A 13,751-nucleotide genomic window follows, 5' to 3' on the forward strand; every position below is an offset into this window, starting at 1 on the left:
TGAGAGATATGACAGCTTCCGCTTACAGAGATCATCTCGGCCGTCCGATCGTGGCTGTTACCGGCATGGGCATCATCACCTCGCTTGGCCAGGGCCTCAGCGACAATTGGGCAGCGCTTTCATCAGGCACGTCGGGCATCCACGAGATCAACCGATTCCCGACCGAGGGCCTGTCGACGCGGATCGCCGGCACCGTCGATTTCATCGGCATCCCGGTGCCGAACGCCGTCGAGCGCTCCTATGCCTTCGCCCGCGAAACGACGATCGAGGCGCTTGCCGACGCCGGCCTTTCCGGCGATTTCAACGGCCCGCTGTTTCTCGCCGCCCCGCCGATCGAACCGGAGTGGAGCGCGCGCTTCGAGCTTGCCGACCGTTCGCCGGCTTCCGACCATCCGGGGGATGCCTATGAGCGCTTCCTGACGGCGCTGCGCCAGCGTCCGGATCCGGCCTTCCATGAGGCCGCCCTGTTCGGTGCGATTTCCGAGCGCCTTGCCGACCGGTTCGGCACCCGCGGCCTGCCTGTTACGCTGTCGACCGCCTGCGCCTCCGGTGTCACGGCGATCCAGCTCGGCATCGAGGCGATCCGCCAAGGCCGCACCGATCGCGCGCTGACGGTCGCGACCGACGGATCGCTGAGTGCCGAAGCGCTGATCCGCTTCTCGTTGCTGTCGGCCCTTTCGACACAGAACGATCCGCCGACCAAGGCATCCAAACCGTTCAGCAAGGATCGCGACGGCTTCGTCATCGCCGAAGGTGCGGCGACACTGGTGCTGGAATCGCTGGAATCAGCAGTCGCCCGCGGCGCCAAGGTGCTCGGCATCATGAAGGGCGCCGGCGACAAGGCCGACAGCTTCCACCGCACCCGGTCGTCGCCCGACGGCGGCCCGGCAATCGCGACGATCCGCGCGGCCCTTGCCGATGCCGGCATCGACGAGAGCGGCATTGGCTACATCAATGCGCATGGCACCTCGACGCCTGAGAACGACAAGATGGAGTATGGCGCGATGTCGGCGGTGTTCGGTGATCGGCTCGTCGGCATTCCGGTTTCGTCCAACAAGTCGATGATCGGCCATACGCTGACGGCCGCGGGCGCCGTCGAGGCGGTGTTCTCGCTGCAAACGATGTTGACCGGGACGCTGCCGCCGACCATCAACTATAACAACCCCGATCCGTCGATCGTTCTCGATGTCGTGCCGAACAAGAAGCGAGAAGCTCAGGTTTTAGCCGTGCTTTCCAACTCCTTCGGCTTCGGCGGGCAGAATGCCAGCCTTGTCATGGCGCTCGAACCGGCTTAAGCGGTTCGCGACAATTTCAAAACAAGAAGACCGTCTTGAAGGCGAGGGATTTTGCCATGCGCGCTTTGCAACTGATCGATGACCGCAAGCTTGAGATCACCGACCTGCCGGAACCGGACGCTCCTGGTGCCGGCGAGGTGACGCTGCGCGTCAAGGCGGTGGCGCTCAACCATATCGACGTCTGGGGCTGGCGCGGCATGGCATTCGCTAAGCGCAAGATGCCGCTGGTCATCGGTGCGGAAGCTTCTGGCGTCGTCGAGGCGATCGGCCCGGGCGTCGCCAACGTGCTGCCGGGCCAGCTCGTCTCCATCTACGGCGCGCGCACCTGCGGCCTCTGCCGTCCCTGCCGCGAAGGCCGCGACAATCTTTGCGAACATGTCTCCGGCGTGCACGGCTTCCATCTCGACGGCTTCGCGCAGGAGAAGGTCAACCTGCCGGCGCGCCTGCTGGTGCCGGCTCCTCCCGGCGTCGACGCGATCGGCGCGGCGCTTGCTCCGGTCACTTTCGGCACGGTCGAGCACATGCTGTTCGACAATGCCAAGCTTGAGCCGGGCGAGACGATCCTCGTCCATGCCGGCGGCTCCGGCATCGGCACGGCGGCGATCCAGCTCGCCAAGAAGATCGGCTGCACCGTCATCACTACGGTCGGTTCGGACGACAAGATCGAAAAGGCCAAGGCGCTCGGCGCCGATCACGTCATCAACTACCGCACCGACCGTTTCGAAGGCGTGGTGCGCAAGCTCACCAAGAAGAAGGGCGTCGACGTCGTCTTCGAACATGTCGGCAAGGACACCTGGGCAGGCTCGATGCTCTGCATGAAGCGCGGCGGGCGCCTCGTCACCTGCGGCTCGACCTCGGGTGTTTCCACCGAGATGAACCTGATGATGCTGTTCCAGCAGCAGCTGAAGCTCTTCGGCTCCTTCGGCTGCCGCATGGAGAACATGGCGGATGCGATGCAGAAGATGGGTCGCGGGCTCGTCCATCCCGTCATCGATACCGAGGTCAGCTTCAGCGATATCGACCGGGCGCTGGAGCGGATGGAATCGCGCCAGATCTTCGGCAAGATCATCCTGAAGATGGATTGACCGCGTGAAGCTCTTCATCACCCGGATCGTTCTGGCGCTGAGGAATTTCCAGCAATGGCTGGTGGCTCAGGTGATGTTCGGCTTCCTGAATTTCCTGAAGCTGTTTCCGGCCGATGGCGCGATCCGCTTTGCCGACAGGACGATGCGCCGTCTCGGCCGGCTAACCAGCCGCCATAGACTGATGCTGACCAATCTGCGCAATGCCTTCCCTGAGAAGAGCGAGGCCGAGATCGAGGAGATCGCGCTCGCTAGCTGGGGCAATATGGGCCGGCTTGCGGCCGAATACGTCTTCCTCGATCAGCTGTTCGACTATGATCCCGATAAGTCGGAGCCGGGCAGGGTGGAGGTGTCGGGCGTCCCGATCTTCCTCGACCTGCGGGACAATCCGCGCCCCTTCATCGTCTTTACCGGCCATACCGCCAATTTCGAGCTGCTGCCGGTGGCGGGTGCCGCCTTCGGGCTCAACGTCACCGTGCTTTTTCGGCCGCCGAATAATCCTTATGTCGCCAAGAAGGTGTTCGACTTCCGGAGCGCCCGCATGGGCAAGCTGGTGCCCTCGCATGCCGGCTCCTCCTTCGCGCTCGCCCGTCAGCTGGAAGCAGGCCAGGGCGTGGGCGTGCTGGTCGACCAGAAATTCCGCAAGGGGCTGAAGGGCACCTTCTTTGGTCGCGACGTCAAGACCAATCCGCTGCTGCCGAAGCTGGTGCGCCAGTTCGACTGCGAAGTCTATCCGGCGCGCTGCATCCGACTGCCCGGAAATCGCTACCGGCTGGAAATCGAGCCGCGGCTGAAGATGCCCCGCGACGCCAAGGGCAATCTCGACCTGCCGGCCGCCGCCCAGTTGCTCAACGACAAGGTGGAAAGCTGGGTGCGGGAATACCCGGAACAATGGCTCTGGTATCACGACCGCTGGCAGATCAAGCAGACGCGCCTTAGAACAGGATGATTTTAGGCCGGGATGATGCCGCTCACATTTTTCGTCATCGTACTCAAAAAAAGGTCCACCCCCATTTATCAGCGGTGAAAAGCGGCAGGGGCTCTCGGATTGAAACTGAGGGCACTTCATGTTACCCGTCACCACCAAGACGCGAATAATGTCTACCGGAAGGCGCATTTTTGGGAAATGCAGCCATGTGAGGTTTCGGACTCGTCTCTTGGGACAATGGGAGTGGGAGGCGTCTTGCTGGAGCTTTTTCGGGCTTTTTCTTTGCGTTGCGTGCAAATCGAGGAAGCCATACGCCTGGGCGACGACCAGCGCGTCACGGCGCTTGACCGCCATGTCGAGCCGCTGGTCGAGGCAATTCTCGCCTGCCGGGCAGCCAATCTGCTCGAAGTCTACATGCAATTGCAGTTCGTGAGCCACCTGATCAGCCAGGATGCCGACGACAGCGCCAGCGTCACGGAGCACACGTCGGTGCTTTCCTATCTGCTCGACCGCTATTTCGGGGCGCATGGGCCGGACTGGCGCGTACCTTTGCCGCAGGATGTGCGCATCGAGCCACCGCCGGCCTATGTGCCTGATACCGACAATGGCCAGTTCCTCAACGCGGCAATCCTTGAAAGCCTGCCGGATCGTGTGGCGGTTCTGACAAGGGACTATCGCTACCTCTATTCCAATCCAGCCAACAGCGCCCATCTCAACAGGAAGCCGATGGAGCTCATCGGCCGCCACCTTTCCCAATTCATCGGCGAGGAGCGGTTTGCCGAATGCGCCAAGCATAAGCTCGACGCCTGTTTTGCCGGCGAGCAGATCGACTACACCTATGAGCGCCCGGCCGGCAGCGGCGGATCGCGGCGGGTGCGCTGTCGCATGTCGCCGCTGCGCGATGCGGGCGGTACGGTGATCGGCGCCCTGCTCCTCATGGAAGATCTCGATCGGCAGTCGCAAGCTGCCTGATCAATCGGCTGCCTTGGGTAGTCTGGCTAGAGCGGTTCAGCTTTTCATGGAAACGCAGAACCACTCTAAGTTTTTGTTTTTACGCAATTGCGTACGGAAAACAGCTTCACACTTTTCCTGGAATTGCTCTAAGCAGCCGCCCAGACGGCGAGCTCGTAACCGTCGCGGTCGAGGAAGTGGAAGCGGCGGCCGCCGGGAAAATCGGTGATCGGCCGGCAGATCGTGCCGCCGGCTCTTTCGACTGAGGTCAGCACTTCTTCCAGATCATTGGCATAGACGACGACCAGCGGGCCGCCCGGCCGCACCGGTCCGAAATCGGTAAAGCCGCCCTTCAGCCGGCCATCGTCGAATTCGCAATAATTGGGGCCGTAATCGGTGAAGCGCCAGCCGAAGGCCGAGCCGTAAAAGGCTTTGGCGGCAGCGATGTCGGCGACGTTGAATTCGACATAGTCGATGCGGCGGTCGTTGTTTTCTGTCTTCTCGGCCATCTATCTCTCCATCAGGGCTTTCAGCATGGCGAGATCCTTCTCGACATGGGCGGCATCGGCGGAAAACTGCGCGTCAGTCATGCCGGGGAGACGCAGCAGCGTGAACATGACCTCGCAGCCATCGCCGTTCGGAACGATGCGCAGAGCATTATAGACCCTGAGGCCGGATTCGATCGTCACCGTATGGTCGATCACGCCGAATTCATTGGCAGGCACGAAGCTCACCCTGATTTTTCCGAGAGCGCCATCGGCGATCCAGTCGGCACCATCAGGATCGAGCCCGGTCGCAAGGCCGGAGGCCCAGAGCGGCATGTTCTCCGGCTTGCCGGCGAATTCATAGACGTCGCGCCAATCGCGCTCGATCGACCGGTGGATTATTTTCGCGGGCATTGTGGTCATGGCTTGCAGGTCCCTGTCATTTGGTTTCGTCAGAGTAACAAACCGGCCGGCAGCGTCTTGAACAAAACGGTCAGCCGGCTCTTTTCCGCATGCCGAGCTGGTCGAGAATGACGGCGGGCGTCAGCGTCGAAAGCTCGCCGACCTCCCGCGTCATATGGGGCTGGTCGGCAAAGCCCGCTTCGAGCGCAAGGTCGGCAAGCGGCATCGTGCCCGACTTGCGGCAGAGGTCGAGGAAACGCTGGAACCGGCGGATCCGTTCCAGCGTCTTTACGCCGTAGCCGAAATGATGGTGGCAGCGACGGCGCAGTTGCCTTTCGCTCATGCCGCGCCGGTCGAGCAGGCCGGATGCCGGGCGACCGCCGTCGGCGGCGGCAAAGATCATGGCGGCGTCGCGGGCGGGCTCCTCTGCATCGCGCGCAGTCCCTTCGAGCAGGCGGCCAAACAGCGCCATCGCGGCCGAGGGGTCGGGACAATCCGCAAGCCGCGCTTCGAATTCGGCCGTGTCCTTCCGGCCGATGTCAGCAAGAGGCACCGAGCAGCCGACCAGTGCCGAGAGCGGCGTCTTCAGCCAGGGTGCTGCAGCGCCGGGCGCAAAACGTGCGCCGATGACTGTCGCGCCCGGCCGGATGACGGGAAAGGCCGCCGTCCTGTCGGGGCCGGCGACGACCAGCCGGCCGTCGATCCAGAGGAGATCGCAATAGCCGTCCGGCACGATCGCCACCATTGCCGGCGGTCCGTCATTGAGCGCGTGCGACCAGAGGCGACTGAAATGGCGTCGCAGCGTCGGCGGCGGTGCATATTCGCGGTAGCGGCCGGCGCAGGCCGCCAGGAGAGCCGTTTCTTTTCGTTTTCCCGATGCCAATGCGATATCTCCCGAGGCACTGATTATAACATGAGATAGGGTATTACAGGCGGGACGCGCGAAAAACTTGCGGCTTCGGATTAAAGCGGCAGCTGGTGGGTTGTCGGACAAGCGGGATATTGCAAGCCTCATTTCATTGGTTTTTGCGAACCGATTAGACCCTTGCGAGACTTGCCGTTTGACCGAGACAGTGCCACAACACCGGTCCAAATGACACATCGGAGGTTTGTCGTGGAAAAGGCAGAAATCGGACTTATCGGCCTTGCGGTCATGGGCTCCAACCTGGCGCTCAACATCGCGGAGAAAGGCAATAAAATCGCGGTCTTCAACCGCACGCCGGAGAAAACCGACGAATTCTACGAAAGCGCCGGCGATCTGAAGAAGCAGATCATTCCCTGCAAGACCATCGAGGAATTCGTCGACGCGATCCGGCCGCCGCGTCCGATCATCATCATGATCAAGGCGGGCGATCCTGTCGACCAGCAGATGGAGCTGCTGCGCCCGCATCTCTCCAAGGGCGACATCATGATCGATGCCGGCAACGCCAATTTCCGCGACACCGTCGCCCGCTTCGATCGGCTGAAGAATACCGATCTGACCTTCATCGGCATGGGTGTTTCCGGCGGCGAAGAAGGTGCGCGCCACGGCCCGTCGATCATGGTCGGCGGCACCGAAGAGTCCTGGAAGCGCGTCGAGAAGGTGCTGACCTCGATTGCCGCCCGTTACAATGACGAGCCCTGCGTCGCCTGGCTCGGCAATGACGGCGCCGGCCATTTCGTCAAGACCATCCATAACGGAATCGAATATGCCGACATGCAAATGATCGCCGAAATCTACGGCATCCTGCGCGACGGCCTCGGCAAGAGTGCCTCCGATATCTCCGGCATCTTCGGCGAATGGAACAAGGGCCGGCTGAACTCCTACCTGATCGAAATCTCCGAGAAGGTGCTTGCCGCCACCGATCCGGTTTCCGGCGGGCCGATGGTCGATATGATTCTCGACAAGGCCGGCCAGAAGGGAACCGGCAAGTGGTCGGCGATCGAGGCGCAGAACATGGGCATTCCGGCAACGGCGATCGAAGCCGCCGTCGCCGCCCGCAGCCTCTCTTCGATGAAGTCGCAGCGTGAGGCCGCCGAGAAGATCTTCGGAACGCAGGCCGTGTCCTTCCCGATCGCTTACGGCCCCGAGCTCAACAAGGATCTGGAGCTGGCGCTTTTCGCTGCCAAGATCGGCGCCTATGCGCAGGGCTTCGCGGTGATGGCGGAAGCATCGCGCGAGTTCAACTGGTCGCTGCCGATGCCGACGATTGCCAGGATCTGGCGCGCCGGCTGCATCATCCGCTCGCAGTTCCTCGACGAGATCACCTCGGCCTTCACCAAGGCGCCTGACGCTGCCAACCTGATCGTCACGCCTGCTTTCTCCGACATGGTCAAGGAATCGATCCCGGCACTGCGCCGTGTCGTCGGTGCCGCGATTGCCGCCGGCCTGCCGGTTCCGGCGCTGACCTCGGCGCTCACCTATTTCGACGCCTATCGCCAGGGCAGGGGAACGGCAAACCTCATCCAGGCGCAGCGGGATTTCTTCGGCGCCCACGGCTTCGACCGCCTTGATGGTAAGGATTTCCACCACGGCCCCTGGGGCAGCGGTGCCTCGACCTTCTGAGGTGTACCGATTGTCAAGGAGAGGCCCGGCCACAGTGTCGGGCCTTTTGCTGAGATGCTGCGGCCGAGAACCCGGAGATCTAATTGACGAGCATTCGGATAGCCGCCGCGCAGACGCCGGAATTTCGGGAAAATGTCGAGGCGGCACTGGATTATGCCTGCGGGATGGCTGCTCGTGCCGAGGCTGAGGGTGTTGCCCTGCTGGTCTTTCCCGAAGGTTTTCTGCAAGGCTACCTGACCGATGAAGCATCGGCGCGGCGGGTTGCCCTCGATCTCGCGTCTTCCGAGTTCGCGGCGATTCTGGATCGGTTGCCGAAGTCGGGACCGGTGCTGGTCATGGGGCTGATCGAGATCGATGACGAGCGATTGTTCAACACCGCCGTCGTCGTCGAGCGCGGCATTCTCCTCGGCCGTTACAGGAAGGCCCACCTGTTGGGCGGCGAACGGGCTTTCGAGGCTGGAAAGGAGAGCCCGCTCTTTGCGATCGGTGCCCTGCGCTTCGGGATAAACATCTGCTACGACACCAATTTTCCGGAGGCAGCCGCAAAGGTCGCCGCGTCTGGTGCATCGCTGATCTTATGCCTGTCCAACAACATGATGCCACGGGAGAAGGCGGAAATATTCAAGCCTCTGCATAATGCCGTTCGCGGTCAAAGATGCCGCGAGGCAGGCCTGTGGCTGATATCATCCGACGTGACAGGCGAGCGCGACGGACGCATCGCCTGGGGACCGACGGCCGTGCTGAACCGGCAAGGGCAGGTCGTGGCGCAACTGCCGCTGGAGGAGCCCGGCTTGCTGCTCTTCGATTTTCCCTGCATAGCACCTGTGAACTATGGCGGTTGAGGATTGATGGAGATGCTGATCCGATACGAAACGCCTGACGATATCGATGCGATCCATGAACTGACCTCGACCGCCTTCAAGCCGATGCCCTACAGCGACGGTACGGAAGCGGAGATTGTCCGAAGACTTCGCGCGGCGGGCGATCTCAAGATATCGCTGGTGGCCGAGCAGGATGGCGAGATTCTCGGGCATGTCGCGTTTTCGCCGGTGACGATCAATGGCGCGCATGACGGCTGGTTCGGACTGGGGCCGATATCGGTCAAGCCGGAGAGACAGCGGCAGGGTATCGGCAAGGCGATGATTACACGGGGTCTCGAATTGTTGAATGAGATGGGCGCCAGCGGATGTGCCCTGATCGGCAATCCTGAGATCTACAGCCGCGTCGGGTTCGGCAGCGACGGGCAACTGAAATACCTCGACCTCGATACGCGGCTCGTGCAGAGGATTGTCTTTCGCGGATCTCCGCCGAGCGGGACGTTGCAATTCGCCCCGGGATTTGAAAGCTAGAATATTCCGTTCAACGGCCGAACATCCAAACCTAACCTGACAGAGAAGGCGACGACATGTCCGAAGCGGGCGCGATGACCATTCGAACCGAGCGTCTTAGGCTCCGCATGCCTGGTATCGACGATTTCGCCGCCTATGCTGAGATCATGGCGTCGCCGCGTTCCGTCGGAATGGGCGGTCCGTTCGATCTGCGCGCGGCTTGGGGAGGGTTCTGTCATGACGTGGCTCTCTGGCAGCTTTTCGGGCACGGAGCGCTGATGATCGAGCTTGGCGAAACCGGCGAATGCGTCGGTCAGGTGGGGATCAATCACGGACCGCTCTTTCCGGAGAAGGAGCTCGGCTGGTTCGTCTATGAGGGATATGAAGGCCGGGACTATGCGACCGAAGCGGCCTCGGCGTTACGGGACTGGGCCTTCGCGACGCTCAAGCTGCCATCGCTCGTCAGCTATATCGCTCCCTGGAATGCCTCATCCGTTGCCGTTGCGGAACGACTGGGCGCGCGTCTCGATCCCATAGCCCCCCGAGATGACCCTAAGGATCTAGTCTATCGTCACGTCGCTTCCTGAACGGAGAACATGATCCTGGGGGCACTGCGACTGGTTGCAGAGGTCTCAGTCCCTACATGTTGATCAGTTAGGCAATCGGGCTCTGCAAGAGATCGGGATATCGGATGACAGGCGAGAAGCGGGAACACTGGGACGAGGTCTACCGCACGAAACCTTCCGACAGCGTCAGCTGGTATCAGCCGACGCCCGGGCCTTCCTTGCGGGCGCTTGACGAGCTGCAACTGCCGGCCACGGCCTCGCTGATCGATGTGGGCGGCGGCGCATCGAGCCTTGTCGACCGTCTTATCGAGCGCGGGTGGTCCGACCTCACCGTCCTCGACATCGCCGCGCCGGCGCTTGAGGTCGCCAAGGCGCGGCTGCGTGATGATGCCGCCCGGATCGCCTGGGTTGTTGCCGACGTGACGTCATGGCAGCCCGACCGCCATTACGATGTGTGGCACGATCGCGCCGTTTTTCACTTCCTCACCGAGCCCGAGCAGCGGCTGGCCTATCGCCGCGCGCTCGAAACCGGCACGGCGCCGAGCAGCGTCGTGATCATGGCGACCTTTGGGCCGGACGGGCCGGAACGGTGCAGCGGCTTGCCGGTCCAGCGTTACGATGCGGTGGCGCTTGCGACCGAATTCTCGTCCACCTTCGCGCTTCAGCGCGACTGGCGCGAGGAGCACGCAACACCCGCTGGTGGCCGGCAGTCGTTCCAGTGGTGCGTTTTTCGGAGGCGCTAACGATCTCGTCTACTGCCGCCTCGGTTCCCGAGAGAGGCAGTCGACGATGAAATCCGCCCGGTCGGCGACCGCGATTTTCGGCAGCATGACGATGTCATAGCCGAGCGTCGGATAGACGGCGGCAAGTCGATCATATTCGGCGACCGCCTCGTCGAAGCCATGGCGCCGCTCGGGGTCGGTCGTGTAGATTTCGGCCATGGCGGCGTGATAAAAATCCTCGGGTGATAACGGTGGGCGGCGCCCAATTTTTCCAGGATCGGTTCTCCGGTCAGGTGCTGCAACGCTGCCGCCGCATCGATCAGCCCGCGATCGAAGAACGTCCAGCCGGTCTGCTCACGCGCCGTCGTGTGGTCAGCCATCGCCCTCTCGATCGCGCGGCGGGCAAAGGCCGCCATGTCGACCCAGGGCAGGGCTGCGCCGTCGCCTTCGAGTTCCTGTTTGACGATCCGTCGGCCGGGCTCTTCGACGACGGCATGACCGCGGGCGCCAAGTTCCGCCAGCAGCGTCGATTTTCCGCCGCCAGAACATCCCGAAATCAAGACCGACCTGTTCATGATCCAGCTCCCGTCTCAGGCGGCCCGTCGGGCGCGCGCCAGGCCGTGGTCCACGAGGCGGTCGATGATTTCGGCGTAGGTGACACCACTTGCCGCCATGGCCTTGGGATACATGCTGATATCGGTAAAGCCGGGGATGGTATTGATTTCATTGACGAGGAAACGCATGTCATCCGTCAGGAAGAAGTCGATGCGGGCCATGCCGTCGCAACCGACGGCCCGGAAGGCTCTTGCGGCCACGTCGCGCATGGCGGCCTCGACCTCCTGCGGCAGTTCGGCCGGCACTTTCAGCGCCGCACCTTTCTCGTCGATATATTTGGCATCGTAACTGTAAAAGCCGTGGCATTCCGCCGGCACGATCTCGCCCGGCCGGGAGACGAAGAGTTCTCCTGCCGCATCCTCCAGCACGCTGAATTCGATCTCACGGCCGCGCACGAATTCCTCGGCGAGCAGTGTGCGATCGTGGCGGAAGGCCTCAGTAAGGGCTGGCGCGAATTCCTTGCTGGCATGGACCTTGGCGACACCGACCGACGATCCCTGGCGCGCAGGCTTGATGAAGAGCGGCAGGCCGAGTTCACCTTCCAAGGCTGCCAGTGAAGGGGCCGCACCCTGATGGATCGTCACCGCGCGCGCCACCGGCAGGCCCGCCGCCCTCAGCAGGCGTTTGGCGATGTCCTTGTCGAGCGCTGCGGCGGAACCCAGGATGCCACAGCCGGCGAGCGGCACGCGGGCCACCTCCGCCGCACCCTGTACCGATCCGTCTTCGCCATGCGGGCCGTGCAACACGGGAAAAAGGATGTCGATCTTCGCCAGCTCATGCGGCGCACCATGAGCCGGGATCGCCAGCATCCGGCCGCGCCCACCCGGCACCAGGCAGATTTCCGTGTCCGATGAAGGTGTCGCCAGCACGCCATCCTCAAAACTGCTTAGCAGCCATTGTCCGTCGCGGGTGATGAAGACAGGGATGGCGTCGTATTTCTCGGGCTTGAGCGCGCCCATGACATTGGTTGCCGAGAGCACGGAAACCTCATGCTCGGCCGAGCGGCCGCCGAAGAGCACGACAATGCGCAGCCTGTTTGGGGATGGGGTCATGAGAGCCTCCAAAACGATCTGGTGTTGGAAAAGGGTCAGGCGTCGACCGATATGCCGCGATTGGCGTAGAAACGGTCGAAGATGGCAAGCGGCAGCGTCACATCGGCCTGGCTCGCCGCGTCGTGGCCGGACGGGTTGTGAAAGCGGATTGTTTCATCGCTGGCTGCCGTCACCAGCACCAGGTGTCCGCCTTTCGACGGCGGCTCGCGCTCCGGCCAGCGGATGCCCGAGTTCACCGAGGCGATGAAAAAGCGGCGCTTCGACAGTAGCTCGGGAATGGCCGATGTCTCGACGCCGGTCATCGTCTCCGCGCTAAGCCCGAAACGGTCGGCGATGAAGCGGACGAAGGGCGCGTAGACCAGCCCTTTGATCGAGGCATCGATCTCGTTGACGACATAACCGCCATAACGAGTGCAGGCGCGAGCAAGCTCGAGTGTCGGATGGATCTCGCCGCGGGCAGCAAGGATCATCTTCAGGCAGGCCATGCCGCAGATATTGACCGCCCAGCGCGCATATTCCTCGATGGTTGCGGCCCCCGAATGGCGCCAGAGCGGATCGCTGAGCAGAGCCTGCGATCCCTCGGCAAGCACCGGCAACGTCATGCCGGGTGTTTCCCATTGGCTGAAATAGGGCACGCCGCTCTGCTGCATCCTGTCGATATCCCCCGTGACTCGTCTCTTGAGATGGCGGGCAATCTTGGCTTTTTTCGAACCGATGCCCCGCTTGCGAATCCAAAGACTAAGGTGCAGTTTTCTTCAGGTCCACTTAATTAAAATAAGCATATAGGTTAGAAATTATGGCCGATTGATCGACCGGAGAAACGGGCTTGGATTTCTTCCGATTGCGCACACTTCGCGAGCTCTCGCGCCGCGAGACGATGGCTGCGGTCGCCGACGCGCTCGGCATTTCCTCATCGGCCGTTTCCCAGCAGATCGCCCAACTGGAGGACGAAGTCGGCATTGCGCTCGTCGAGCGGCGCGGGCGAGGGGTGACGCTGACACCGGCCGGCCACCGGCTCGTCCTGCATGCCGACCGGATATTCGGCATTGTCGAGGAAGCCAAGACCGATATTGCCGAGTTGCAGAATATCGTCGCCGGCGACCTGAGGATCGCCACCCAACCATCCGCGGCTTCCTCCTTCATTCCCGCTGCGATGCGCCAGCTCGCCATCGACCATCCGCATCTCGACATCGTCATGACGACGATGGGACCCGCCGAAGGCGTGGCAGCGCTCCGGGCCTGGCAGGCCGATATCGTCATTGCCGACGACATATCGTTCGATCCCCATACGCTGGAGGGCGCGGCCGACACGCTGTTTCTGTGCCGCGACCAGCTCTTCGTGCTTCTGCCCGCTGGCCACAGGCTGGAGAGCGAGCCCGTCATCGAACTCGCACAGCTGAGGGATGACCATTGGGCGCTCGACGTCGCTTCCAGCGCCTATTCCATGGCCATCCGCCAGGCCTGCCGCGACATCGGTTTCGAGCCCGTCATCAACGGCTTCAGCGACAGTTTCGAAGTCGTGTTCGCGCTTGTCGAAGCCGGATGCTCGATTTCGGTGATGCCCGGACTGTCGCTTCGGGACTTCGGTGGAGCGCTGGTCGTCAAGCCGCTGGCGCCATCCACCTACCGGGGCATCTATGGCATCACACGGCGCGGCGAGGGTCGCAACCCGAAGATCGCGGCGGTGCTCGAACAACTGGTAAAGAGCGCGCCGCGGGATTGAACAGATCCTGATTTTCGCGCGAATGCCCTCTTGGCAGGAGCGATCATATCGGGCACT

At 62.4% G+C, this 13,751-nt stretch carries 15 protein-coding genes and 1 pseudogene; 10 read left to right on the forward strand and 6 right to left on the reverse strand.

From position 1 onward, the window contains the following. Positions 1 to 8: 8 nt before the first annotated feature. From G9X64_RS26180 to G9X64_RS26195, 4 genes are all read left to right on the forward strand, one after another. Positions 9 to 1,295: a beta-ketoacyl-ACP synthase gene (locus tag G9X64_RS26180; protein ID WP_168310925.1), complete on the forward strand. Its 1,287-nt coding sequence runs from the start codon at positions 9 to 11 to the stop codon at positions 1,293 to 1,295. A gap of 56 nt (positions 1,296 to 1,351) precedes the next feature. Further along, positions 1,352 to 2,380, forward strand: a complete 1,029-nt coding sequence (locus tag G9X64_RS26185) for a zinc-binding dehydrogenase (protein WP_129420340.1) — start codon at positions 1,352 to 1,354, stop codon at positions 2,378 to 2,380. A gap of 4 nt (positions 2,381 to 2,384) precedes the next feature. Continuing rightward, a complete protein-coding gene (locus tag G9X64_RS26190; protein ID WP_168310924.1) occupies positions 2,385 to 3,326 on the forward strand; it encodes a lipid A biosynthesis lauroyl acyltransferase in 942 nt (313 codons plus the stop codon). Between the two features lie 234 nt (positions 3,327 to 3,560). Next, complete coding sequence (locus G9X64_RS26195; protein ID WP_171377647.1) at positions 3,561 to 4,277, forward strand: PAS domain-containing protein; 717 nt, start codon at positions 3,561 to 3,563, stop codon at positions 4,275 to 4,277. A 128-nt stretch (positions 4,278 to 4,405) separates the two neighbouring features. Here the strand turns inward: G9X64_RS26195 and G9X64_RS26200 are convergent, their stop codons facing one another. From G9X64_RS26200 to G9X64_RS26210, 3 genes are all read right to left on the reverse strand, one after another. After that, a complete protein-coding gene (locus G9X64_RS26200) occupies positions 4,406 to 4,765 on the reverse strand; it encodes a VOC family protein (protein WP_168310922.1) in 360 nt (119 codons plus the stop codon). After that, positions 4,766 to 5,164, reverse strand: coding sequence for a polyketide cyclase (locus G9X64_RS26205; RefSeq protein WP_020050326.1), 399 nt, complete (start codon positions 5,162 to 5,164; stop codon positions 4,766 to 4,768). Positions 5,165 to 5,234: 70 nt separating this feature from the next. Then, positions 5,235 to 6,026: a helix-turn-helix domain-containing protein gene (locus G9X64_RS26210; protein ID WP_168310921.1), complete on the reverse strand. Its 792-nt coding sequence runs from the start codon at positions 6,024 to 6,026 to the stop codon at positions 5,235 to 5,237. A 210-nt stretch (positions 6,027 to 6,236) separates the two neighbouring features. Here G9X64_RS26210 and gnd point away from each other — a divergent pair, with 210 nt between their 5' ends. The 5 genes from gnd to G9X64_RS26235 all read left to right on the forward strand — a co-directional run bounded on the left by gnd (position 6,237) and on the right by G9X64_RS26235 (position 10,325). Further along, positions 6,237 to 7,688, forward strand: coding sequence for an NADP-dependent phosphogluconate dehydrogenase (gene gnd, locus G9X64_RS26215; protein ID WP_171377648.1), 1,452 nt, complete (start codon positions 6,237 to 6,239; stop codon positions 7,686 to 7,688). An 83-nt stretch (positions 7,689 to 7,771) separates the two neighbouring features. Further along, entirely contained in the window at positions 7,772 to 8,530 is a 759-nt protein-coding gene (locus G9X64_RS26220) for a carbon-nitrogen hydrolase family protein (protein ID WP_168310919.1), read from the forward strand. Between the two features lie 12 nt (positions 8,531 to 8,542). Then, entirely contained in the window at positions 8,543 to 9,037 is a 495-nt protein-coding gene (locus G9X64_RS26225; RefSeq protein ID WP_168310918.1) for a GNAT family N-acetyltransferase, read from the forward strand. 56 nt (positions 9,038 to 9,093) lie between these two features. Then, the gene (locus G9X64_RS26230; protein WP_168310917.1) at positions 9,094 to 9,603 is read left to right on the forward strand and encodes a GNAT family N-acetyltransferase; all 510 of its coding nucleotides are present in this window, start codon (positions 9,094 to 9,096) and stop codon (positions 9,601 to 9,603) included. 104 nt (positions 9,604 to 9,707) lie between these two features. After that, the gene (locus G9X64_RS26235; RefSeq protein WP_168310916.1) at positions 9,708 to 10,325 is read left to right on the forward strand and encodes a class I SAM-dependent methyltransferase; all 618 of its coding nucleotides are present in this window, start codon (positions 9,708 to 9,710) and stop codon (positions 10,323 to 10,325) included. A 9-nt stretch (positions 10,326 to 10,334) separates the two neighbouring features. Here the strand turns inward: G9X64_RS26235 and G9X64_RS26240 are convergent. The 3 genes and pseudogenes from G9X64_RS26240 to G9X64_RS26250 form a co-directional block, all read right to left on the reverse strand. Continuing rightward, a pseudogene (locus tag G9X64_RS26240) lies at positions 10,335 to 10,879 on the reverse strand (AAA family ATPase). 15 nt (positions 10,880 to 10,894) lie between these two features. Further along, the gene (locus G9X64_RS26245) at positions 10,895 to 11,971 is read right to left on the reverse strand and encodes a D-alanine--D-alanine ligase family protein (protein ID WP_168310915.1); all 1,077 of its coding nucleotides are present in this window, start codon (positions 11,969 to 11,971) and stop codon (positions 10,895 to 10,897) included. Between the two features lie 35 nt (positions 11,972 to 12,006). Further along, positions 12,007 to 12,621: a C39 family peptidase gene (locus tag G9X64_RS26250; protein ID WP_168310914.1), complete on the reverse strand. Its 615-nt coding sequence runs from the start codon at positions 12,619 to 12,621 to the stop codon at positions 12,007 to 12,009. A 176-nt stretch (positions 12,622 to 12,797) separates the two neighbouring features. On the opposite strand from G9X64_RS26250, the gene G9X64_RS26255 reads away from it, so the two are divergent. Further along, positions 12,798 to 13,694, forward strand: a complete 897-nt coding sequence (locus tag G9X64_RS26255) for a LysR family transcriptional regulator (RefSeq protein ID WP_168310913.1) — start codon at positions 12,798 to 12,800, stop codon at positions 13,692 to 13,694. Positions 13,695 to 13,751 lie beyond the last annotated feature (57 nt).

The sequence above is a fragment of the Rhizobium sophorae genome (genome assembly GCF_013087515.1).
Lineage (GTDB): Bacteria > Pseudomonadota > Alphaproteobacteria > Rhizobiales > Rhizobiaceae > Rhizobium > Rhizobium sophorae.